Genomic DNA, 23,069 nt, shown 5'->3' with positions numbered 1-23,069 from the left:
TCAAAGGCGGCACTCGCCGCGCCGCCCGCCAGTAGCTGGTCGAGAAGCTCGTTCGGGATCGCAGGCTCTTTGCGTCGGGACATAGGGGATCTCCTTCTTACCCTTTATGCCCGCCCGCACACGAAAATCCTGACAGGCCCGCTGTCGGCGCGGCCCGCCACCATGCCCAGGAGGAGGACGCCATCCCGACGTTAAAAAACTTCCCCGCCCAAGTGGCAGCGATCCGCTCGAGGCTCCCGCGCGGCACGCCGATAGAGTTGTGGTGGCAGGACGAAGCACGGATCGGCCAAAAGAACGGGATCACCCGCCGCTGGGCGCGTCGCGGGACCCGGCCTTCGGCGCCGAAGGACCAGCGCACGGCATCGGCCTATATCTATGGCGCGATCTGCCCTGCTGAGGGCAAGGGTGCCGCCCTCGTGCTGCCAAGGTGCAATACGCACGGAATGACCCTGCATCTGGCAGAGATATCCGCTGCCGTCGCGCCGGGCGCACACGCCATATTGCTGCTCGATCAGCCCGGATGGCATGACTCGCGTGCGCTGGTCGTGCCCGACAACATCACCTTGCTGCTCCTGCCGTCGAAATGCCCCGAGCTCAACCCGGTCGAGAATATCTGGCAGTTCATGCGACAGAACTGGCTGTCGAACAGGATCTTCACATCCTATGACGACATCCTCGACCACTCATGCTTCGCCTGGAACCGTCTCCTCGATCAGCCATGGCGCATCATCTCCATCGGAATGCGACAATGGGCTCATGGCTGATGATCAGCGAGACTTGGTATTAGGCGGGAATTAGGATTGCCGGCTCGCGAATCATACAATTACTATAAATTTTATGTAATGGGCCAAGAGGCAGGCCTATATCGTCAATCTTATAACGAAACAATGAATTCATGGGACTTCAATGTTAGAGTAGGTCCTGTCCCGTCTGTCAAAACTATCAGTAGGCCTAAATAAATGAGTCGGACTTCGTCTATTTTTATCGTTGGACCTCTAGGTTGTTTGGCAGCTTTACTGGTTGCTTGCCGAAGCGAAGTGGAGGTCCCACCGCGGTTCTCGTACGAAATGTACGGTGAATGCTCATCGATCAAACGAGCACTGGAGCGCGATTACGTTCAGCTCGCGAAGCGCCGTTTCGCACGTGATCAGAATGTATTCCTATACAATGGCTCTCCGTTGGGAAGTGGACCGCCGCTCTATGCTGGATTGCATAATGGGGACTGGACTGTGACCGAAGTTGCGCGCGCAGCCATTGCCAAAGGCGGAAGTTGGGGGGTGTCGTATCCCGACACTGGTTGTCCTAATATAGAGAGTGCGTTCCAAGAGCAATACGAGGAACGCTACAATCGTTTCGCGCTAACGTTGTATACTGCAAGATGATGTCCCGCCCCAGATAATTGTCAGATAAGCCAATATATACCGAAGGGTGCAAATACCTTAACGATAAATTGGGCGCTAAGAGTCCGTTTTGAAGATCAGGGGTGAGCGTTTCGTCGTAGGAGATTGCCGCCCATTGCGACGAGGATCATGGCGTGCGAGACGTCGATCCGCTTTTCGTAGTCGCGGACGAGCCGGCGCCATCGTGTCATCCAGCCAAAGCTTCTCTCGACGACCCAGCGCCTGGGCAAGACCTTGAGACCCTGCTGGCGATCACTGCGGCGGATGACCTGGATAACGAAGTCCATATAGCTGGCCTTGTCCATGAGCTTGAGGCGATCATAGGCGCCATCGGCGAAGAGGTGCTTCACCCACGGCCAGCGCTTGCGGATGGCATCGAGAATGGCCTGGGCGCCTGCGCTATCCGAGATGTCGGCCGTGGTCAGGTTCACCATCAGCAGCCGGCCATCGGTATCGACGGCGATGTGCCGCTTGCGCCCGACGACCTTCTTGCCCGCGTCAAAACCGCGCTTTTCCGCCGATGGGGCCTTGACCGACTGGCTGTCGATCACCGCCGCGCTCGGGCTCTCTTCCCGACCCTGCCGTGCGCGGTCCAGCATCAATTCGACGTCGTGGATCGTCTGGAACAGGAAGCGCCGCGCCAGTTCCCGGAACCAGCCATAGACCGTCTGCCATGCGCCGAAGTGGACCGGCAGCATACGGCACCCACAACCCGAGCGAACCAGATAGCGGACGGCGTTGATGACTTCGCGGAAATCCACCTCACGAGGGCGGCCACGGCGTCCCGGCTTGGGCATCAGCGGCGCAAGACGGTCCCATTCCTCATCGGTCAGGTCACTGGGGTAGCGCTTCGTCTTCCTGGCAATTCGGGCCATTCGCCCCCGGCTCTGCTGTGTCCACATCCGGAGGATGAATCAGACCAACACCCTTCCGGCAACCCCTCCAGCCGATTTTCCAAAACATTTCATAAAAGAACTATTTGTCATCTTTCATATAGAGAATATTGTCGATAACGTAATCAAGCAATTGCTCAACTGTATTATATTTAGCAATAATACCTCGGTGATCATACCCATTATTTGCAAATGACGGCGACCGAAGTGTTTTCATTACTTCATCAACTATATTAAATTCGAAATGAGGATTGGCATAAGCTCTCTGTCGTAGAGTTATATTCCGCGATTCATTCAAACGAAGTAATTTGGATTCAATGAATCCACTGCAATATCCTGCTGCATTCGGTTCCTTTTTAGCAAAGTCGAAGGGGTTAAGCTCGATTGATACCCTGCACCGACGCAGAAACCGCTCCCACTCCAAAGGCTTTCTTATCGGCACCATCGTGAAGGCGCCTTCATCGAAAGTGTCAGCCTGTTCCGAGCCTGCCTGCGTTTGCGCAGCAGCGGAACTAGCAATGCTCATGATTAGAGCGACGAGAACCACCGACATATGTAGATGATTGATTCCGTGATTATTATTGCGCATCGATGAACCTCCCCAATAAGCACCTATTGCGGCAGCATGCCTCCTCCTGCCCAATACGTCGTTCTCAGCGACCCAGCCCTACGCGTGTAGCTGCCATAGAGGATCACCTTCTGAATACGCGCCCGACGCTTACACTCGACAGTAGCGCTCCCAAGCACGTCGGCAACTCCTCGAACAGGATCTGGACGACGTGAGCTGCACCCGGTTTCGTGGACACCAAGATAAGGTGTTTTTGGACCCGGAGGGTGACGATGCAACGACGGAAGTTCAGCCGAGAGTTCAAACTCGAAGCGGTGAAGCTGGTATTGGAGCGGGGCGTTTCCGCAGCCCAGGCGGAAAGGCACTTCCACCGCAACCCCGTGATATGTCCTGCTGAAAGTGGTGGTGCCGCTTACAGGACTCGAACCTGTGACCCCCGCATTACGAATGCGATGCTCTACCAACTGAGCTAAAGCGGCCCGCCCGGCGCGAACGCGTCGGGGAGGCGGCGCGCTTACCAGCCTCTTTCGCCACTGACAAGCATTGCCGCGAGCTTTGTCGCATGCGGGACAAGATTCCGTCGGCGCGGCGGGCCGGCGCTGGGTTTACGGGGCGTTTACCTCATCCGGCGCACAAGGCCGCCACTGGAACGGGCCGCGGCCCGAGTGGAGCAGGCGCAATGGACATGTCTCGCGGAACCGATCGGCTGGACTCGGCGAACGATCCGGGCATCGACTCGGTCGAGACGCATGCGGTCGAGGTCGGCGGCGACGAGCGGCGCATGCATGTCCGCGCCTATAACTACTGGGTCTCGCTGCTGAACGGGCGGCCGCAGCCATCGATCCAGGACCTCGATCCCCAGGCGATCGCCGGCTTCGGCCCGCATTCGGTGCTGCTCGATTTCTCGTGCGGCGAGGATGATCCGCAGATCCGCTTCCTGGGCCGCGCCCTTCGCGACGAGACCGGCCTGGACGCGAGCATCACCCATGTCGCCCAGGTGCCCAGCCGATCGCTGCTGTCGCGGCTGACCGATCATTATCTCCAGATCATCGCCAACCGCGCACCGATCGGGTTCGAGGCCGAGTTCGTCGGCCTGCGCGGTCTGAATACGCTGTATCGCGGCATCCTGATGCCCTTCTCGTCGACCGGCGACGCGATCGACTTCATCTACGGCGTGATCAACTGGAAGGAGATGGTCGACTCCGAGACCCAGGCCAGGCTGGAGACCGAGGTCGCCGAATCATGCCGCGCGGCGCCCACGCCGCCGCCCTGTGCCGCGGCCTGGGCCGACGGGCCCGGCGCCGACTTCGCCGCGACCACCGGCGCCCCGGATATCGACCATGCGGATATCGACGCGACGGACATCGGCGCCGAAGCCGCGACGATCCCCGGCGCGGCATCGACCCTGGTCGACCGGCTTACGCTGGCGCGCGAGACCGCGGCCGCGGCGCGAGCGTCCGACACCCGCAGCCGTTCGGCACTCCATCGCGCCTTGTCGCGCGCCTATGACTTCGCGGTGGCTGCCCAGGAAGACGAGGCCGGCCTTGCCCGCCTGCTCGACCAGGCAGGCCTGGCGGAGCAGGAATGCGCGCCGATGGCACCGTGCGTCGCGCTGGTCTTCGGCCCCGGTTACGACAAGGACCGGATCGCCGAATTCGCCGCCTTGCTGACCCGCGCCCGACGGAGCGCAGTCCCGGTCGGCGCGTTGGAAACCTTTCTGGACGGCGTCGATGGCGGGGTCGGGGGCGGCACTCGCGCCGGGCATGCGCCGCGCCGGGCCGATGACACGCCGGTCGATCTCTATGCCCGGGCAGCCGAGATGCTGCGCCGCCGTGCGCCGCTGGCGCATGTGGCGATCGATGACGGCGAGGGCGAGTTCACCCTGTTGCTGGCCCGGCGCGGACGCGCGGGACTCGACATCGTCGCGTCGGTGGACGGCGACCCGGCGCTGGTCGAACGGGCCGTGCGAAAGGTCGCCGCGTAACGACCTTTAATTAGCCCGGATGGAAACCGCGCGCACGTTAATTGCGATTGTGAACAGCCAGCGCTGTCGGACTTGAGAAGGGCAAGGGGCAGGCGCATAGGATCGCGCATGCCGAAGAATATAAGCGCGCTCAAGCAAGCGTTCGAAGCCCGGCTGCTCGATGGAGCACTCCCCGGCGAACTCGAGGGATTTGGAGAGGAAGAGCGGAAAGGCGCCGCGCTGTTCGTCGCCGAAGCCGCAGCCGAGCGTCCGCCCGGCACCGCCAAGATCGTCCTCGAAAGCTATGAGGACGAGAGCCGCCGCATGCGGCTGGCGGTCATCAACGACGACATGCCCTTCCTGGTCGATTCGATCTCCGGCGCGCTGGCCGCGCACGACATCGCGATCCACCGCATCCTGCACCCCGTGCTGAAGGTGACCCGCAACGCGGCGGGCCAGCTGACCGATATCGGCCCCGACGCCGACGGCGCCCGCCCCGAATCGATGGTGTTCATCGAGATGGAGCGCGCCGACGCCAGGACCCGCCGTGCCGCGGCGACCGAGATCGAGCGGACGCTGGAACAGGTTCGCGCCGCGGTCGAGGACTGGCGCGGGCTCCAGGCGGCGATCGGCGCCGACGCCGCCCACCTTCCCACCCCCGAGGGCGAGGCGCTGCTGCGCTGGTTCCAGGGCGGCGCGATGACGCTGCTGGCGCACGAGAAATGGCGCACCGACGGGACCAGCACCGACCAACTGGGCATCATCCGCTATTCGCAGAGCGCGCCGATCCTGGCCGACGCGTCGCGCAAGGCCGCGGTCGACTATTTCGCCAGGGGCGGCGAGGCGCCGCTGCTGCTGAAGTCCAACTGCATCTCGACCGTGCACCGCCGCGCGCCGCTCGACATCATCGTGCTGCCGATCCTGACCGGTGCCGAAGTCACCGGCCTGTCGATCCATGCCGGCCTGTGGACCAGCGCCGCCTTGTTCTCGCTGCCCGAGGAAGTGCCGCTGCTGCGCGCCCGGCTGAAGGGTCTGGAGGCCAAGTTCGGCTTCAATCCGAAGGGCCATACCGGCAAGGCGATGGCGCATGCGCTGACCGCGCTGCCGCACGACCTGACCACCGCGTTCGAGCCTGCGGCGCTGGAACAGCTGGTGCTGACCGCGATGTCGATCGCCGATCGGCCCCGCGCCAAGCTGGCGCTGGTCGCCAGCCCGCTGAAGCGCCATCTGTTCGCCTTCGTCTGGCTGCCACGCGACGAGGTGTCGACCGGCCGACGCACCGCGATCGGCGAGATGCTGAGCGAGGCTGCCAATGCCCGCGTGATCAACTGGACGATCGCGCTCGAGGACGGCGTGGTCGCGTTGCTGCGCTACACGCTCGACCTGCGCGGCGGTGGCCAGCTGCCCGACGCGCATGCGCTCGACCAGCGGCTGAAGAAGATGGTGCGCGGCTGGGTGCCCGCGGTCGAGGCCGCGCTGCACGAACAGGGCGATGGCGGGTCGACCCGCCTGGCGATCCGCTATGCCGCCGCCTTCCCCGCCGCCTATCGCGCGACCAGCTCGGCCGAGGAAGCGGCCCGCGACATCGCTCGCATCGCCGGCCTGAAGTCGAACACCGATCGCTCGGTCCGGATCTCCCCGGCCGAAGGCGAGGCGAACGGCTTCCGCATCAAGCTCTATGCCCAGGGCGGCGCACTGGCGCTGTCCGACGCGGTGCCGGTGTTCGAGAATTTCGGCTTCCGCGTGATCGAGGAGATCCCGACCGAACTGAGCGGCGACCATGGCATCTTCATCCATGACTTCGAGGTCGCGCTTGCCGGCCCCGCGCCGGCGCTGACGCGCGATCCCGCCCTGGTCCAGAACGCGATCGCCGCGGTGCTCGAAGGCACGGCGGAAAATGACGCCTTCAACCGCCTGATCGTCGAAACGGGCATGAATCCCGGCTCGGTCGTCCTGCTGCGCGCCTGGTTCCGCTATCTGCGCCAGACCGGCCTCGCCTACGGCATGGTGACCGTGGTCGATGCGCTCCGCCGCGCGCCCGCCGTCGCGGCGGCGCTGATCGAGCGGTTCGACGCGGCGCATAATCCGGCGCGCGCCGGCAAGGCCGATGCCGCGATCGACGCTGCCGATGCGGCGATCGAGGCGGGCCTGGCCAACGTGTCCGCGATCGACGACGACCGCATCCTGCGCGCGCTGCGCGGCGTGGTCCTGGCGACGCTGCGGACCAACGCCTATGCTCCGGCCGCGAAGGAAGCGCTCGCGTTCAAGCTGGACAGCGCGCAGGTCCCGGGCCTGCCGCGTCCGCTGCCCTGGCGCGAGATCTGGGTGTACAGCCCGCGCGTCGAGGGCATCCATCTGCGCGCCGGCCCGGTCGCGCGCGGCGGCCTGCGCTGGTCCGATCGCCGCGACGATTTTCGCAGCGAGATCCTCGACCTGATGAAGGCGCAGCGCGTCAAGAACGCGGTGATCGTACCCACCGGCGCCAAGGGCGGCTTCTATCCGAAGCAGCTCCCCTCGCCCGCGCTCGACCGCGACGCCTGGTTCGCGGAGGGCACCGAGAGCTACCGGATCTTCATCCGCACCCTGTTGTCGATCACCGACAACATCGTGCAGGGCGACGTGGTCCATCCCGAGGGCGTGACCGTGCTGGACGGCAACGACCCATATTTCGTCGTCGCCGCCGACAAGGGCACCGCGACCTTCTCCGACGTGGCGAATGCGATCGCGGTCGACAGGGGCTTCTGGCTGGGCGACGCCTTCGCCTCGGGCGGCAGCCACGGCTATGATCACAAGGCGATGGGCATCACCGCCAAGGGCGGCTGGGTCTCGGTCCAGCGCCACTTCCTCGAGATGGGCATCGACGTCCAGTCGGAGCCGGTGCGCGTCGCCGGCTGCGGCGACATGTCGGGCGACGTGTTCGGCAACGGCATGCTGTTGTCGAAGGCGATCAAGCTGGTCGCCGCCTATGACCATCGCCACATCTTCCTCGATCCCGACCCCAATCCGGAAACGAGCTGGACCGAGCGCGCCCGCATGTTCGCGCTGCCGCGGTCGAGCTGGGCGGACTATAATCCGTCGCTGATCTCGGAAGGCGGCGGCGTCTATGCCCGGACCGAGAAGTCGATCCCGCTGTCGCCCCGGGTCCGCGAGATGCTGGGCGTCACGATCGATTCGATCGATCCGGCGGGGCTGATCAACCTGATCCTGAAGGCGCCGGTCGACCTGATGTGGTTCGGCGGCATCGGCACCTATGTGAAGGCTGCGGCCGAGAGCCATCTCGACGCGCGCGATCCCTCGAACGACCGGCTGCGCGTCAATGCCGAGGAGATGCGCGCGCGCGTCATCGGCGAAGGCGCCAATCTGGGCGTGACCCAGGCGGCGCGCATCGCCTTCGCGTCGCGCGGCGGGCGGATCAACACCGACTTCATCGACAATTCGGCGGGCGTCGATTGTTCGGACAACGAGGTCAACATCAAGATCGCGCTCAACCGCGAGGTGATCGAGGGCAGGCTGGACTTCGAGGATCGCAACAGCTTCCTCGCGTCGATGACCGACGACGTGTCGCACCTGGTGCTGGAGGACAACCGGCTCCAGACGCTCGCGCTGTCGTTCATGGAGAATGACGGTGCGGTCGCGCTTCCCTCCTATGTCCGCGTGATCGAGATCCTCGAGGCGGCAGGCCGGCTGGACCGCACGGTCGAGGGGCTGGGCACCAATGACGACCTGCTTCGCCGCGCGCAGGAAGGCCGCGGGCTGACCCGGCCCGAGCTCGCCGTGCTGCTGGCCAGCTGCAAGCTCGGCATCCAGGATGCGGTCGAGCATGGCGACCTCGGCAACGACGCCGAACTGGCGCACTATCTGCACGACGCCTTTCCCGCTGCAATGCGCGAGCGCTTCGCCAAAGCGATCGACGAACACCGCCTGCGCGCCGAGATCATCGCGACGAAGCTGGCCAATCGTGTCGTCAACCGGCTGGGCGTGCTCCACCCGTTCGAACTTGCCGAGGAAGAAGGCGCGTCGATGCGCGACATCGCCGCGATGTTCGTCGTCGCCGAGAAGCTGCTCGGACTCCCCCAGATCTGGGAAGCGATCGAGACCGCCGAGGTCGGCGAGGGCGCTCGCCTCGCGCTGCTCGAGGAAGTGGCCGTCGCGGTGCGCGGACAGATCGCCGACCTGCTGCGCGTCTGCCGCCCGGGCGCCAGCCCGGCCGAGGTCATCGCCCGGCTGAAGCCCGGTATCGAAAGCCTCGACCGGCAGACCAAGGCGCTGCTGCTCGACGAAGTCCGCGCCCAGTCGAACCGCATCTCGGCTCGGTTGGAGGCTGCGGGCGCGCCGGGCGATCTGGTTGCCAAGGTCGTCCGCCTGTTCGAGCTGGACGGCGCGGTCGGTCTCGCCGACCTGGGCGAACGCCGCGGCATCGACGAGACGGTGCTGACCCGCGCCTTCACTGCGCTGGGACAGGCACTGGGCCTCGACTGGGCACAGTCGACCGCCGCTAGGATCACCACCGGCGACGTGTGGGAACGGTTGCTGATCGCCGGGCTAGCCCGCGACTTCCAGCAGCTTCGCCTGGAGTTCCTGGCGCGTGTCGATGCCAAGGATCCGCAGGCGAGCGTCGATGACTGGCTGCAGGCGAACCAGGCGCGCGTCGCCCAGTTCGCGGCGCTGGTGGCGCGGGCGCGTCTTGCCCCGACGCCGAACGCGGCGATGCTGGCGCAGATTGCCGGACAGGCGCGGGTACTGCTCGGCCGATCCTGAGGTCACGGCCCCCGAAGCCATGCTTCGGGGGCCGTCGCAGCAGCGGAAATCGACGCGCGACACGTTGCAATTGCGAATCGTTCGCGTTATCGGCCGGTCATCGATCCTTGAGATGACCGCCACCCGATGCATGCTCCCGCCCCCCCGGCTCGACCCGCGAAGAAGCGCAGCCGGAAAGCCTTCTGGCTGAAGCAGCTTCACACCTGGCACTGGATCAGCTCGGCGATCAGCCTGATCGGGCTGCTGTTGTTCGCGATCACCGGCTTCACGCTCAATCACGCCGCCGATATCGAAGGGTCCCCGGTCACCCGGGAAGCCAAGGCGCAGCTGCCAAAGGCGCTGTTGCCGCGGATCGCACCCGATGATGCGCCCGATGCGAAGAAGCCGTTCCCGGCCGAGGTCCGCAGCTGGCTTGAGTCGAATCTGAAAAGCCGTGCCTCGGGCGAGGCCGACTGGTCGGGGGACGAAATCTATCTGGCCCTGCCCCGACCCGGCGGCGACGGCTGGATCTCGGTCGATCGCGCCACCGGCGAGGTGACGACCGAGACGACCAGCCGCGGCTGGATCGCGTATCTCAACGACCTGCACAAGGGCCGCAACTCGGGCACCGCGTGGAAGTGGTTCATCGACATCTTCGTGCTGGCCTGCATGGTCTTCACGCTGACCGGGCTGGTGCTGCTGTGGATGCATTCGAAGCACCGCAAGAGCACCTGGCCGCTGGTCGGCGCCGGGCTCGTGATCCCGGCGCTCATCGCCATTTTCCTGATTCACTGACATCTAATGGGGGACCGATGATGGAGTATCGCCTGACCGGAATGACCGCCGTCGCGCTTGGCGCCGGCGCATTGCTGCCGGGAAGCGCCGCGGCGCAGACGCTGGACCTGAACGTCGCGATTCCGCGGCTCAGCGTTGCCGAATATCACCGGCCCTATGTCGCCATCTGGCTCGAGAAGGAGGGCGGCCCGACCAGGACGGTCGTCGTCTGGTATGATTTCGACATGAAGAATGGCGAAGGCACGAAATGGCTTCGCGACATCCGCATGTGGTGGCGTGCCTCGGGCCGGACGATGTCGTTCCCGGCCGACGGCGTCAGCAGCGCGACCCGTGCACCCGGCTCGCACAAGCTGACCCTGGTCGGCGGTCGCGGCGGGATGCCGACGCTCAGCCCGGGCAAGTACACGCTGTCGATCGAGGCGGCACGCGAAGTGGGCGGGCGCGAGATCCTGCGCCTCCCCTTCACCTGGAACGGCAGCACCGCCGTATCCGCCAAGGCTGCCGGCGCGTCCGAGCTCGGCGCCGTCTCGCTCACGCTCAAGCGCTGAAAGGTCCGACCATCATGATGAAGCTGCGCACCTCGCTGATCGCCATCGCCGCCGTCGCGACGCTGGCCGTCCCCGCCGTCGCCCACCGCGCCTGGATGCTCCCCTCGTCGACCGTCGTCTCGGGCCAGGACAACTGGGTCACGGTTGATGCCGCCGCATCGAACGACCTGTTCTTCTTCGACCATCGCCCGCTGTCGGCGATCCCGACGGTCACCCAGCCCGACGGCAGCGCCGGCAAGGTCGAGAACCACGCGGTCGGCCGGTTCCGCGCGACCTTCGACCTGCATCTCACGCAACAGGGCACCTACCGCGTCGCGATCATCAACGATGGCGTGTTCGGCAGCTACCAGCTGAACGGCGAGACCAAGCAGCTGCCGCGCGGCACCACGACGGCGACCTTGGCCCAGGCGATCCCGGCAGGCGCGACCAATGTCCGCACCTCGGAAAGCCTTGGCCGCAACGAGATCTTCATCACCCAGGGCGCGCCGACGACGACCATCTTCAAGCCGACCGGAAAGGGGATCGAACTGGTCCCCGTCACCCATCCCAACGACCTGATCGCGGGCGAGGCGGCGACCTTCCAGTTCCTGCTCGATGGCAAGCCGGCGGCCGGCCTGACCGTCACCGTGATCCCCGGCGGCATCCGCTACCGCGACGCGCTGAAGCAGATCGACGCGAAGACCGATGCCCAGGGCAAGGTGACCGTGACCTGGCCGGAGGCCGGCATGTACTGGATGAGCGTCAGCCCGGCCGGCGCGCGCGGCGAAGGCGGTCCGGGCGGCCCCGGCGCAGGGGGTCCGGGCGCGGCGGCGCCTGCGGCGGGCACGGCGCCTGCCAGTCCCCCGGCGCGGCGCGTCAACTACATGACCACGCTCGAGGTGCTTGCCCCCTGAGCGCGGCGCGCATCGTCCTGCCTCCGAACCTGTCGCCGGCGGCGTTTCACCGCCGGCGCAGCGGTTCCGGCGTGTCCCGCCTGAGCGGCGAGACGATGGGCACCAGCTGGTCGGTACGCCTCGTCGATCCCGCGCCGGAGGCGATGACGACGATCGAGACGGCCCTGGACCGCGTGGTCGGGCAGATGAGCCACTGGTCCGCCGGGTCCGATCTCTGCCGGTTCAACCAGGCGGCCGCGGACGTCTGGCATCCGCTGCCCTCCGAACTGTCCGATGTCCTGGCGGCGGCGCTCCGGGTCGCGCGCGCCAGCGACGGCGCGTTCGATCCTGCGATGGGACGTCTGGTCGACCTCTGGGGCTTCGGTCCGCCGGGACCGCGCGGCACTGCCCCGTCGCTGGCCGAGATCCGCGCGGTGCAGGGCGGTCGGATCGAGCATGACAGCGCCCGGTGCCGGGCGCGCCGCACCGACCCGGCCGCACTCGATTTCTCGGGCATCGCCAAGGGCCATGCGGTGGACGCCGTCGCCGGATCGCTGCGGGACACCGGCCATCGCGACTTTCTGATCGAGATCGGCGGCGAACTGCTCGGCGAAGGCGTCAAGCCGGATGGCCAGCCCTGGTGGGTCGACCTCGCCCCCCTGCCCGGCATCGCTCCGGTCCGTATCGCCCTGCACGGGCTGTCGGTCGCCACCTCGGGCGCGGACCAGCGCAACTTCGTCGTCGGCGGCCGCCGCTATTCGCACACGCTCGACCCGCGCACCGGCGGGCCGATCGCCAATGGCGTGGTACAACTGAGCGTGATCCATCCGAACTGCATGCTGGCCGATGCCTGGGCTACGGCGCTGACCGTGCTGGGACCTGACGCATCTGCAGTGGCGGAACGCGAGACGCTGGCGATGCACAGGGTGTGGCGCGACGGCGGCGTGTTGCGCGAGGCGATGTCCTCCGCGCTCGAAGCGATGCTGAGCGACTAACACTCCGTCGCCCCGGCCGAAGTGCCGGAGCCCATCCATCCTCCATCCCGGGAACGATGCGGCTTTGCGGGGTCAGGTCAGCGATCCCCACCCCGCTACGCGTCCGCCCAGCGGCGCAGCAGATTGTGATACACCCCGGTCAGCTCGATCACGCTGCGGTCGTCCCCGCCAAGCTGGGCGGTCAGGCGCTGGACCGACTGGTCGAGGTCGAACAGGATCCGGCGGGCGCCGTCGTCGCGGACCATGGATTGCAGCCAGAAGAAGCTTGCGACACGGGTGCCACGCGTGACCGGCGTCACATGGTGCAGGCTGGACGAGGGGTAGAGCACGGCATGGCCGGCCGGCAGCTTCACCCGCTGCACGCCGAAATGATCCTCGACGATCAGCTCGCCGCCGTCATAGGCCGATGGATCCGCCAGGAAGACGGTCATCGACAGGTCGCTGCGGATGCGGAACTCGGTGCCGCGCTGGATGCGGATCGCATTGTCGACATGCGTGCCGAAGGTCTGCCCCTCGCCATAGCGGTTGAACAGCGGCGGAAAGACCTTGAGCGGCAACGCCGCGGCGAAAAAAAGAGGCGAGGCGCCCAGCGCCTGCATAACGATGCCGCCTGCCTCGCGCGCGGCCGCGCTGGCTTCGGGAAGCTGCTCGTTCTGCTTGGCCAGCGCCGACTGGTGGCCCGATGTGACGTTACCGTCGACCCAGTCGCCCGCATCGATGATCGCACGCACGCGCTCGACCGCCTCGGGATCGAGCAGGTCGGGAATGGCGATCATCATGTTCGGGGTCCTTCGAACGGCAGCGGCAGTCGGAACGGTGTACCGTCCCGACTGCCGCAGGTCTTGTGCGGGATCAAATCTCGCCAGGCATCAGAAGCCGTAGTTGAGCGTCAGCACCGCGGCGCGACCATCGCCGGGCGTCGCCCAGCCATTGTTGCGGATGCGGGTATAGTAGAGTTCGTCGGTGACGTTCTTGACGTTCAGCGCCAGGTTGAAATTCTCGTTCACCTTGTACGCGATATAGGCGCTGTGGATCAGATAGTCGTCCGAGCGATACACCGGCGTCAGCGCGCTGCTCGGGGTCGTCGCCAGCGGCGTAGCCAACGCCGGCAGGTTCAGCGCGAAGCTCCCCTGATAGGTCACGCTGTAGCCGATCGTGAGGCCGAACGGGAAGGCGTACGTCGTGAACAGGCTGCCCGAATGCTTCGGCGTGTTCTGCAGTTCGGCGTCGGCCGCCGGATCGCGGACCAGACTGTTGTTGCCGCACGGATTGCTGACCACCGGCGGCTGGCCGGTCGTGATCGGGCCGGGATTTGCGAGGCAGCTGTCCGAGACCGACTGAAGCAGCTTGGGCTCCAGATAGGTATAATTGGCGGTGACCGACCAGTTGGGGGTGATCTTCCCGATCGCACTCAAGGCGATGCCGTCGACGCGCGAATGGCCGTCCAGCACTTGATCGGGGATCGTCGGGTCGTTCGACGGCAGCCGATAGCTGTCGCGTTCGTTGCGGAACGCGGCTGCGGTCAGCAGCAGGCGGCCGCCGGCCACTTCGGCCTTCGCACCGATCTCGTAATTCTTGGCGCTTTCCGGCTGCACGTTGCAGGTCGCGGCGACGCAGGCGCCGTTGACGGCGCTGATCGACGGCGTCTTCGAATTGCCGAATGCGGCGTAGAGCGTCACGGCCTCGACCGGCTTGTAGACCAGGCCGATGCGATACGAGAACAGCTCAGCCTTGTTGTACAGCGTCGGTCCGGTCGTGACCGGCCCCTGCGGCACGGTTGCGGTCGCTGCCGGCGTCGAAGCGTCGGTGCGGTAGTTGCCGCTGTTCGATTCCCAGCGAATGCCGCCGTTCAGCTCGAACTTGCCGAGCTTCATCGCGTCGAACAGGTACAGCGCATAGTTGGTGACTTCGCCGCGCTGACGGCCGCTTTCGACATAGTTGAGCGGGCCGGTATAGACGTTGCTGCCATAGGTGAAGCCGGCAGGACCGGTCACGACCTCGTTCGGGTTGGCGATGTTGACCAGCGGGAACGAGGTGTACGCGGCGGTGCGATTCGCGTTGCGGAAGATGTTGCCGGTCGAGAGCTGGTACTTCTCCCACATCGCCGATCCGCCGACGACCAGCGTATGTTCGATTCCTCCGGTGTCGAAGACCGCACGGAGATCGAGCTGGTCGTACATCAGCTCGTTCTGCGAATCCCGCACGTTCCCGCGCGGGCCGCCGATCAGGTAGTAGCCCGTGGGAAGGGTGACGCTTGCGCCGTTGTAGGTCGCGGTGCACGCAGCGCCCGTCGGGGTCTTGCCATTGGCCAGGCAGTAGGTGCCCTGGGGCGGACCGACGATCGTCAGCTGCTCGACATTCTGCCAGCGCGCCAAGTTCCGGATCGAGACGGTGTCGCTGATCTCGTGCTCGAAGGTGACCGTCGCCTGGTCGACGGTGATCTCCTGCGTATCGACGTTGCGATAGCCGAAATAGTCGCTGCGATCGACGCCCGGCAGCGCGCCCGCGTTCACCGCATTCAGGTAATAGGGCACGCCATATTGCGGGATATTGTCGTCTTCCTGGTGAATATACTGGAAGGTCAGCCGCGTCGGGCTGTCGATGCCGATCGTCACCGCGGGCGCGACGCCCCAGCGCTTGTAATTCTCGACATCGCGGCCGGGCACGTCGTTCCGGTGAACCATGGCGTTCAGACGCACCGCGATCAGGTCGCTGACGCGGACGTTCGCATCGACAGTGCCGCGATAATAGTCGTCGGTGCCGATGCCTCCGCTGACCAGCACGCGGGTCTCGGCCTGGGGACGCTTCGTCACGATGTTGATCGTGCCGCCGACCGAACCCGATCCGTTGCTGACCGAATTGGCGCCGTTGACGATCTCGAGCTGTTCGAGGTTGAACGAGTCCGACCGGTTATAGGCCGCGCTGTCGCGCACGCCGTCCTGGGTGATGTCGCTGCCCGCCGAATAGCCGCGCAGGTTGATCGAGTCCGCCGGCGGGCTGCCGCCCTCGGCCGCGCCGAAGGTGATGCCGGGGACGGTCGACAGCATGTCGCGCAGCGTCAGCAGATTCTGCTGCTCGATCGCCTCGCCCGAGATGACCGTCACCGTCTGCGGCGTGTCGCGCACGCTGCGCGTTGCCTTGGGGCTGGCCTGGCGCTTTTCATAGACATGGCCGCTGACGATGATCTGGTCGCGGTCCTGGCGGCTGGCGTCCTGGTCGTCATCGCTGGTCGCGACCGCCGGGTCCTCGACCGGCTGCGCCATAGCCGGCGCAGTGGCGATGAAGCCGACACAGGCGAGCGCGAGGAACGACGCGCCCTGACGCGCGGCGGGACTGGACTTGATCAAGATAGCACCCCTTTCGAGTCGGGTTTTCCGATTTCGTTGCGGGTGCAGCTATTGAGAGTCGTTCTCAGTGTCAACGCTAATGCGACTGGCTCGCATCATTGTATCAGGGGAAGGATGCGCGCTGATCCAGTTCCAGTCGATGGTCGAGATCAACCGGGCGCGGACGCAACCTCGGCGAGCAGCCAAGACCGGATCGCGCTCGCCAGGTTCGGCGGATCCTCGGCGCCGATCCGGGCATGGTCGATCGCGGCGACCAGCGCGCTGAGCGGCAGGCGCCGCGCATCCGCCGCCGCCTCCAGTGCCTGCCAGAATTGCGGCTCGAGGCTGATCGAAGTCTGGTGCCCCGCGATCGTCACCGATCGCTTCACCGGGCCGTGGAAACCGCCCGGCGGCGGATCAATCATTGCTGTCGAACAGTGCGGCCAGCTGTTCCATCATCGTGCCGGCAAGCTGCTCGGCGTCCATGATCGTGACCGCCTTCTGGTAATAGCGCGTCACGTCATGGCCGATGCCGATCGCGACGAGCTCGACCGGCGAGCGTCCCTCGATCCAGGTGATGACCTGGCGCAGATGCCGTTCGAGATAGGAGCCCGAATTCACCGACAGGGTGGAATCGTCGACCGGCGCACCGTCCGAGATCACCATCAGGATCTTGCGATCCTCGGGACGGGCGATGATCCGGCTGTGCGCCCACAACAGCGCCTCGCCGTCGATATTCTCCTTCAGCAGGCCCTCGCGCATCATCAGCCCCAGCGCCTTCTTGGCGCGGCGCCACGGCTCGTCGGCCTGCTTGTAGATGATGTGGCGGATGTCGTTCAGCCGGCCCGGTTGCGCCGGGCGGCCATCGGCCAGCCATTTCTCGCGCGCCTGCCCGCCCTTCCATGCGCGGGTGGTGAAGCCGAGGATCTCGGTCTTCACGCCGACCCGCTCGAGCGTGCGGGCGAGGATGTCGGCGCTGATCGCCGCGATCGAGATCGGACGTCCGCGCATCGATCCCGAATTGTCGATCAGGATCGTGACGACCGTGTCCTTGAACTCGGTATCGCGCTCGACCTTGTAGCTGAGCGACAGCATCGGGTTGACGACGACGCGCGCCAGCCGGGCGGCGTCGAGAATGCCCTCGTCCTGGTCGAAGTCCCAGCTGCGGTTCTGCTGCGCCATCAACCGGCGCTGCAGCCGGTTGGCAAGCTTCGTCACGACGCCCTGGAGATGGACCAGCTGCTGGTCGAGATAGGAGCGCAGCCGGTCCAGCTCCTCCGCGTCGCACAATTCGGTCGCCGCCACTTCCTCGTCGAACTGGCGGGTATAGGGCTTGTACTCGAACTGCGGCGGCAGATCGGACCAGGGGCGGTTCGGGCGGTTGGGGACGACGCCGTCCTCGCCCTCGTCGCCTTCCTCGCCCTCGCCATCGTCCATGCCGTCGGACTGTTCGTCCTCGCCCTGCTGGTCCGATTCCTCGCCGTCACGCTGCTCGCCGCGCGCCTCGACATCGCCTTCGCCCTGCTGCGCCTCGGCCTCGCCCTGCTCGTCGCCGCTGTCGTCCTGCTCGTCGTTGCCCTCGTCCTCGCCGCCGCCCTCGTCGCTGTCGTCGGGCAGCATCTCGCCCTCGGTCAGCTCCAGGTCCTGCAGCATGCGGCTGGCCAGCGAAGCGAATGCCTGCTGGTCGTCGATCGCGAGCTGAAGCGCGTCGAGGTCCTTGCCCGCCCGCTCCTCGATCCAGTCGCGCACCATCGCCAGACCCAGCGCGGCGCTGGACGGCGCCTCCTGACCGGTCAGCCGTTCGCGCACCAGCAGCTGGATCGCGGTCGACAGCGGCACCTCGTCGCGGTTGCGCGCGCGGGTGATCGGGTCGGAGCGCAGCCGCAGGTCCAGCGCATGGTCGAGATTGGCGGCGATCCCGGCGTACCCCTTCGATCCCAGCGCCTCGACCCGGGCCGTCTCGACCGCGTCGAACACTGCGCGCGCCACCGGCTCCTTCGGCGCGCCGCGATTGTGGAGCCCGGTGTCGTGCAGCCGCATGCGCAGCGCGAAGCTGTCCGCGAAACCGCGCGCCTCAGCCACCTGATCGGCCGGCAGCGCACGCGACGGCATCGGCACCTTGATGCTCTTGCCCGATTGCAGCGGCGTATCCGCGGTGAAGGCGAGTTCGACCTCGGCATTGTCGGACAGGGCGCGGGCGGTCCCGCCCAGCACGGAGCGCAGTTGTTCGAGCGGAGAGTCGGCAGCCATGCCGCGCAGATGGGGGAGAGGGCCCGCCGGATGCAAGCCCTATCCGGTCTGCCCGGCGCCTATGCCTTCTTGACGACGCTCTCGGGCAGGTCGGTGCCGAACACGCGCTGGTAGTATTCCGCCACCTGCGCGCGCTCCGCCTCGTCGCACTTGTTCAGGAACGACAGGCGGAAGGCGAAGCCGACATCCTTGAAGATCAGCGCATTCTGCGCCCAGGTGATCACGGTGCGCGGGCTCATCACGGTCGAGATGTCGCCGTTGATGAAGCCGCGGCGGGTCAGTTCGGCCACGCGGACCATGTTCTCGACCGTCGCCTTGCCGTCGGGCTTGTCATATTCGCCCGACTTGGCGAGCACGATCTGCGCCTCGACCGCGGCGGGCAGATAGTTCAGCGTCACGACCACGTTCCAGCGGTCCATCTGGCCCTGGTTGATCTGCTGGGTACCGTGATACAGGCCGCTGGTGTCGCCCAGGCCGACGGTGTTGGCGGTGGCGAACAGGCGGAACCAGGGATTGGGGCGGATCACGCGGTTCTGGTCGAGCAGCGTCAGCTTGCCCTCGGTCTCCAGCACGCGCTGGATCACGAACATCACGTCGGGGCGGCCGGCGTCATATTCGTCGAACACCAGGGCCGTCGGCGTCTGCAGCGCCCAGGGCAGCAGCCCTTCGCGGAATTCGGTGACCTGCATCCCGTCCTTCAGGACGATCGCGTCGCGACCGATCAGGTCGATGCGGCTGATATGCGCGTCGAGGTTGATGCGGATGCACGGCCAGTTGAGGCGCGCCGCCACCTGTTCGATGTGCGACGACTTGCCGGTGCCGTGATAGCCCTGGATCATCACGCGACGGTTGTGCGCGAAGCCCGCCAGGATCGCGAGCGTGGTGTCGCCATCGAACACATAGGCGGGGTCGAGATCGGGCACCCGCTCGTCGGCCTCGCTGAACGCGGGCACTTCCATGTCGATGTCGATGCCGAACAGGTCGCGCACGCTGACGCTCTTGTCGGGTGCCGACAGGATGGTGGTGTCGCGGCTGTCGGGCTGGGTGTTGGGGATATCGGCCATGGTCTTCTCAATTCCCGTCCGCGCGGACCGGCGGACTCGGAGTGCGGGGTAGAGGCTTGGCCATCGCATCGCAACGCCAAAGGCGCGTCAGGCCGCGAACTTCTCCGGCAGCACGAACAGCGTGACGAAGCGTTCGGCGAGCGCACGGTCGCCGATCAGCCGCAGCGCGCCCGCCGCCTCCGCGTCCGCCAGCGGCCGGCCGCCATAGACGATCGAGGCGAGCGTCATCGGATCGGTTTCGAACACGATCCCGGCGCCATCGGGATCGGCGCGGCGGATCGGGATTTCGCCATCCGCGACATGTGCCAGGAACTGCTCGGCGCCCATACGAAAGCCGATCGTGGCGTCGAGGCCCGCCGCGCGCTCGGCCGAGAGCATCGTGCGGAACGACATCATGATCGACGCCGCCGACAACGGCAGCGTGGGATCGTGCAGCGGCGATCGCACCGCCCAGCGGCCCAGCGCCTTGATCGGCTCTTCGCTTTCATAGCCCCACTCGGTCAGTTCGTAGATCTGCACCGATGCCGGCGGCGGCAGCTTGCGCCGGACCAGAACGCCCGACGCCTCCAGCCCTTCCAGCCGCTGCGTCAGGATGTTCGCGCTGATGCCGGTCAGCGCCGTCTTCAACTCGCTGAAGCGCCGGCCGCCGAACATCAGTTCGCGCACGATCAGCATCGACCAGCGTTCGCCGACAAGCTCCATCGCCAGCGCGGTGCCGCACGCATCGTCATACCAGCGGCCGCGACCCGCCTTTTCCTCTTTGGTCACTTTTTTTAACTTCATGGTTGTTTTTTGTAACTCGCAAGGGCATCAAAGTCAAATACGGCGATTCGGGACCAACCCGGCCACGCGACGATCGAAGGAGATGCCAGATGCCGAAGATGATTTTCGTCAACCTGCCCACGGCCGACGTCGTAAAATCGACTGCCTTCTACGAAGCGCTCGGGTTCACCAAGGACCTGCGGTTCAGCAACGAGCATGCCTCGGCAATGGTGTGGTCCGATGCGATCACGCTGATGATCCTGCACCGGGATTTCTTCGCCACCTTCACGCCCAAGCCCGTCGCCGATGCGCATGCCGCCACCGAAGTGCTGCTGGCGCTGTCGCTCGACAGCCGCGACGCGGTCGACGCGATCGTCGATGCCGCCGCTGCGTCGGGCGGCCGGGGCGACATCCGCGCGGCGCAGGACATGGGCTTCATGTACAGCCGCGCGTTCGAGGATCCCGACGGCCATGTGTTCGAGCCGATGTACATGGACATGGATGCGGCGATGGCCGCGTTCGGCAACCAGTCCGAACACGCGTGACGCGGGAGCCGAGACCATGTCCTTCCAGGCCTATCTGACCAATATCGAGGCGAAGACCGGCAAGGGCCCGGCGGATTTCCGCGACTGGGCGGCGGCACGCGACTGGCTGGCCGACGGACGGCTGCGCCCCGAAGTGAAAGCGGGCACCGTCACCGACGCGCTGAAGGCGGAGTTCGCCCTCGGCCATGGCCATGCCATGGCGATCTATGCGTTGCTGAAAGGCATGAAGCAGGAAGGCGACGCCTGACGCCGCCGCGACCGTGGAGAGCGATATGACCCGGAAGATCATTCCCATGCTGTGGTTCGACATGGTGGCCGAGGAGGCGGCCGCCTTCTACACCTCGCTGCTGCCCGACAGCCGGATCGACCGCGTCGTCCGCGCACCGTCGGACAATCCCAGCACCAAGGAAGGTGCCGCGCTACTGGTCGAGTTCACCCTGGCCGGGCAGAAATTCTCGGGGCTGAACGGCGGCCCGCAGTTCAAGCCGAACGAGGCGGTGTCATTCCAGATCCTGACCGAGGATCAGGCGGAGACCGACCGGCTGTGGAACGCCCTCCTCGATCGTGGCGGGACCGAAAGCGAGTGCGGCTGGATCAAGGACCCCTGGGGGTTCAACTGGCAGATCACGCCGCGGCGGCTGATGGAATTGCTGGTCGATCCCGATCCCGATCGCGCGCGCCGCGCCAACCAGGCGATGATGACGATGCGGCGCATCGACATCGCCGCGATCGAAGCGGCGGCCAGCGGTGCGCCCGACGCGGCCTGACCCGCCCCACGCAATCACATCACGACCAGGAGAGAGACCATGACCTTCATCGAAGGATTCCTCACCCCCGTCCCCACCGCCAACAAGGAGCGGTATCTCGAACACGCGCAGGAGGCGGTGCCGCTGTTCCGCTCGCTCGGCGCGACCCGCTTCGTAGAGACATGGGGCGACGACATTCCCGACGGCAAGCTCAACGACCTGAAACAGGCGGTCCAGGCAACGCCTGAGGAAACGGTGCTCTTCAGCTGGATCGAATATCCCGACCGCGCGACGCGCGACGCCGCCAACAAGCGGATGGGCGAGGATGCGTCGATGATGAACATGGACATGCCGTTCGATGCGAAGCGGATGATCTACGCCGGCTTCCAGCCGATGCTCGACGAGGGCACCGGCGCGACGCCCGGCTATGTCGACGGCATCGTCCTCGCGGTGCCGGAGGATCGCAAGGATGATTATCTCGCGCTCGCCCGCAAGACCGCCGGCCTGTTCCAGGAATTCGGCGCCACCCGCGTCGTCGAGACCTGGGGCGAGGACGTCCCCGACGGCCAGGTCACCGACTATCATCGCGCGGTGCTGCGCAAGGACGGCGAGCGCGTCGTCTACAGCTGGATCGAATGGCCCGACAAGGCGACCCGCGATGCCGGCTGGCAAAAGCTGATGTCGGACGAGCGGATGCAATCCGAAGGCGGCATGCCGTTCGACGGACAGCGGATGATGTGGGGCGGCTTCGCCCCGATCATCGACGAACGCAACTGAAGCGCGCGAGGGAGGACGACATGGGCAAGCAGCATGGCAGCTTCATCTGGTACGAACTGCTCACCGCCGATGCGAAGGCGGCCAAGGCATTTTACGATGCGGTGATCGGCTGGACCATCGACGCCGAAGCGCCGCCGGGCGGGATGGACTATCGCATGATCCACGCCCGCGACGGCCACGCCGGCGGGGTCATGCAACTCAACGCCGACATGATCGCCGGCGGGGCGAAGCCAGTCTGGCTGGGCTATATCGGCGTCGACGATGTCGATGCCGCGGTGGCGTCGGTCGCCGCGGCCGGCGGTCAGGTCCACCTGCCCCCGTTCGACGTCCCCGGCGCCGGCCGCCTCGCAATGGTCGCCGACCCGCAGGGCATTCCCTTCTACGTGATGCGCGGCAGCACCGAGGGTGCGGACAGCACCGCCTATCAGCGCCACGGCACCCAGCATGTCAGCTGGAACGAGCTGACCACGCCCGACGATGCGGCAGCCCTGGCGTTCTACGAGGCGCAGTTCGGCATCACCAAGGTCGGCGCGATGCCGATGGGCGCGATGGGCGACTACAGCTTCATCGCCAATATCGAGAGCGAGGGCGAAGCGATCGGCGCGATCATGCCAACGACGCCGAACGGCCATCCCGGCTGGAACTTCTACTTCCGCGTGCCCGAAATCACCGCGGCGAAGGCAGCGGTTCAGGCGCTGGGCGGCGCCGTCCTGATGGGCCCCGACCAGGTCCCCGGCGGCGAATGGACTCTCCACTGCACCGACCCCGAAGGCGTCTTCTTCGGCCTGGTGGCGCCCAAGAATTCGGGAGCTTGAATCTCTCCTCCCT

Annotated in this window: 19 protein-coding genes, 1 tRNA gene and 2 pseudogenes; 13 read left to right on the top strand and 9 right to left on the bottom strand. The window is 66.0% G+C overall.

Annotated features, from left to right (window positions below; translation table 11 throughout):
* Positions 1–155: 155 nt before the first annotated feature.
* Positions 156–764, top strand: a pseudogene (locus tag TPR58_RS20300) (IS630 family transposase); the annotation flags it as partial.
* Between the two features lie 713 nt (positions 765–1,477).
* Here the strand turns inward: TPR58_RS20300 and TPR58_RS20295 are convergent.
* Both TPR58_RS20295 and TPR58_RS20290 read right to left on the bottom strand, forming a co-directional pair.
* A complete protein-coding gene (locus tag TPR58_RS20295) occupies positions 1,478–2,302 on the bottom strand; it encodes an IS5 family transposase (RefSeq protein ID WP_346248579.1) in 825 nt (274 codons plus the stop codon).
* A 73-nt stretch (positions 2,303–2,375) separates the two neighbouring features.
* Positions 2,376–2,882, bottom strand: a complete 507-nt coding sequence (locus tag TPR58_RS20290) for a hypothetical protein (protein ID WP_346248578.1) — start codon at positions 2,880–2,882, stop codon at positions 2,376–2,378.
* Between the two features lie 251 nt (positions 2,883–3,133).
* Between TPR58_RS20290 and TPR58_RS22680 the strand changes: the two are divergent.
* Positions 3,134–3,202, top strand: a pseudogene (locus TPR58_RS22680) (transposase); the annotation flags it as partial.
* A gap of 62 nt (positions 3,203–3,264) precedes the next feature.
* Here the strand turns inward: TPR58_RS22680 and TPR58_RS20285 are convergent.
* Positions 3,265–3,340 (bottom strand) — tRNA-Thr (locus tag TPR58_RS20285).
* 200 nt (positions 3,341–3,540) lie between these two features.
* Here TPR58_RS20285 and TPR58_RS20280 point away from each other — a divergent pair.
* From TPR58_RS20280 to TPR58_RS20255, 6 genes are all read left to right on the top strand, one after another.
* Positions 3,541–4,845, top strand: coding sequence for a PAS domain-containing protein (locus TPR58_RS20280; RefSeq protein ID WP_346248577.1), 1,305 nt, complete (start codon positions 3,541–3,543; stop codon positions 4,843–4,845).
* A gap of 108 nt (positions 4,846–4,953) precedes the next feature.
* A complete protein-coding gene (locus tag TPR58_RS20275; protein WP_346248576.1) occupies positions 4,954–9,582 on the top strand; it encodes an NAD-glutamate dehydrogenase domain-containing protein in 4,629 nt (1,542 codons plus the stop codon).
* A 126-nt stretch (positions 9,583–9,708) separates the two neighbouring features.
* Positions 9,709–10,356 carry a PepSY-associated TM helix domain-containing protein gene (locus TPR58_RS20270; RefSeq protein ID WP_346248575.1) on the top strand — a complete coding sequence of 216 codons (648 nt, stop codon included), beginning with the start codon at positions 9,709–9,711 and terminating at the stop codon, positions 10,354–10,356.
* Positions 10,357–10,376: 20 nt separating this feature from the next.
* A complete protein-coding gene (locus TPR58_RS20265; protein WP_428835745.1) occupies positions 10,377–10,904 on the top strand; it encodes a DUF2271 domain-containing protein in 528 nt (175 codons plus the stop codon).
* A gap of 17 nt (positions 10,905–10,921) precedes the next feature.
* Positions 10,922–11,797, top strand: a complete 876-nt coding sequence (locus tag TPR58_RS20260) for a DUF4198 domain-containing protein (protein WP_346248585.1) — start codon at positions 10,922–10,924, stop codon at positions 11,795–11,797.
* Positions 11,798–11,892: 95 nt separating this feature from the next.
* Entirely contained in the window at positions 11,893–12,771 is an 879-nt protein-coding gene (locus TPR58_RS20255; RefSeq protein WP_428835744.1) for an FAD:protein FMN transferase, read from the top strand.
* A 95-nt stretch (positions 12,772–12,866) separates the two neighbouring features.
* Here TPR58_RS20255 and TPR58_RS20250 read toward each other — a convergent pair whose 3' ends face one another.
* From TPR58_RS20250 to TPR58_RS20225, 6 genes are all read right to left on the bottom strand, one after another.
* Entirely contained in the window at positions 12,867–13,550 is a 684-nt protein-coding gene (locus tag TPR58_RS20250) for a Fe2+-dependent dioxygenase (protein ID WP_346248572.1), read from the bottom strand.
* A 90-nt stretch (positions 13,551–13,640) separates the two neighbouring features.
* The gene (locus TPR58_RS20245; RefSeq protein WP_428835743.1) at positions 13,641–16,034 is read right to left on the bottom strand and encodes a TonB-dependent receptor; all 2,394 of its coding nucleotides are present in this window, start codon (positions 16,032–16,034) and stop codon (positions 13,641–13,643) included.
* A 233-nt stretch (positions 16,035–16,267) separates the two neighbouring features.
* Positions 16,268–16,522 carry a ribbon-helix-helix domain-containing protein gene (locus tag TPR58_RS20240; protein ID WP_346248571.1) on the bottom strand — a complete coding sequence of 85 codons (255 nt, stop codon included), beginning with the start codon at positions 16,520–16,522 and terminating at the stop codon, positions 16,268–16,270.
* Positions 16,515–18,347, bottom strand: coding sequence for a cobaltochelatase subunit CobT (gene cobT / locus TPR58_RS20235; RefSeq protein WP_346248569.1), 1,833 nt, complete (start codon positions 18,345–18,347; stop codon positions 16,515–16,517). The genes TPR58_RS20240 and cobT overlap by 8 nt, the downstream gene beginning before the upstream one ends.
* 59 nt (positions 18,348–18,406) lie before the next feature.
* Entirely contained in the window at positions 18,407–19,411 is a 1,005-nt protein-coding gene (gene cobS / locus TPR58_RS20230) for a cobaltochelatase subunit CobS (protein WP_346248568.1), read from the bottom strand.
* Between the two features lie 87 nt (positions 19,412–19,498).
* Positions 19,499–20,179 (bottom strand): winged helix-turn-helix transcriptional regulator, encoded by a 681-nt coding sequence (locus tag TPR58_RS20225; protein ID WP_346248567.1) that lies wholly within the window; start codon positions 20,177–20,179, stop codon positions 19,499–19,501.
* A 104-nt stretch (positions 20,180–20,283) separates the two neighbouring features.
* Between TPR58_RS20225 and TPR58_RS20220 the strand changes: the two genes are divergently transcribed.
* From TPR58_RS20220 to TPR58_RS20195, 5 genes are read left to right on the top strand one after another with little or no spacing between them, the layout of a single operon-like run.
* Entirely contained in the window at positions 20,284–20,718 is a 435-nt protein-coding gene (locus tag TPR58_RS20220) for a VOC family protein (protein ID WP_346248566.1), read from the top strand.
* A gap of 16 nt (positions 20,719–20,734) precedes the next feature.
* Entirely contained in the window at positions 20,735–20,965 is a 231-nt protein-coding gene (locus TPR58_RS20215; RefSeq protein WP_346248565.1) for a DUF4287 domain-containing protein, read from the top strand.
* 25 nt (positions 20,966–20,990) lie between these two features.
* Positions 20,991–21,485, top strand: a complete 495-nt coding sequence (locus TPR58_RS20210; RefSeq protein WP_346248564.1) for a VOC family protein — start codon at positions 20,991–20,993, stop codon at positions 21,483–21,485.
* A gap of 39 nt (positions 21,486–21,524) precedes the next feature.
* Entirely contained in the window at positions 21,525–22,241 is a 717-nt protein-coding gene (locus TPR58_RS22675) for a DUF1428 domain-containing protein (RefSeq protein ID WP_428835741.1), read from the top strand.
* Between the two features lie 20 nt (positions 22,242–22,261).
* A complete protein-coding gene (locus TPR58_RS20195) occupies positions 22,262–23,056 on the top strand; it encodes a VOC family protein (RefSeq protein ID WP_346248563.1) in 795 nt (264 codons plus the stop codon).
* Positions 23,057–23,069 lie beyond the last annotated feature (13 nt).

It is taken from the genome of Sphingomonas rustica (assembly GCF_039652585.1).
In the GTDB taxonomy this organism is placed as follows: Bacteria; Pseudomonadota; Alphaproteobacteria; order Sphingomonadales; family Sphingomonadaceae; genus Sphingomonas; species Sphingomonas rustica.
The sequence above is the reverse complement of the archived record's forward strand: the minus strand, read 5'-3'. Positions and strand labels throughout refer to the sequence as shown.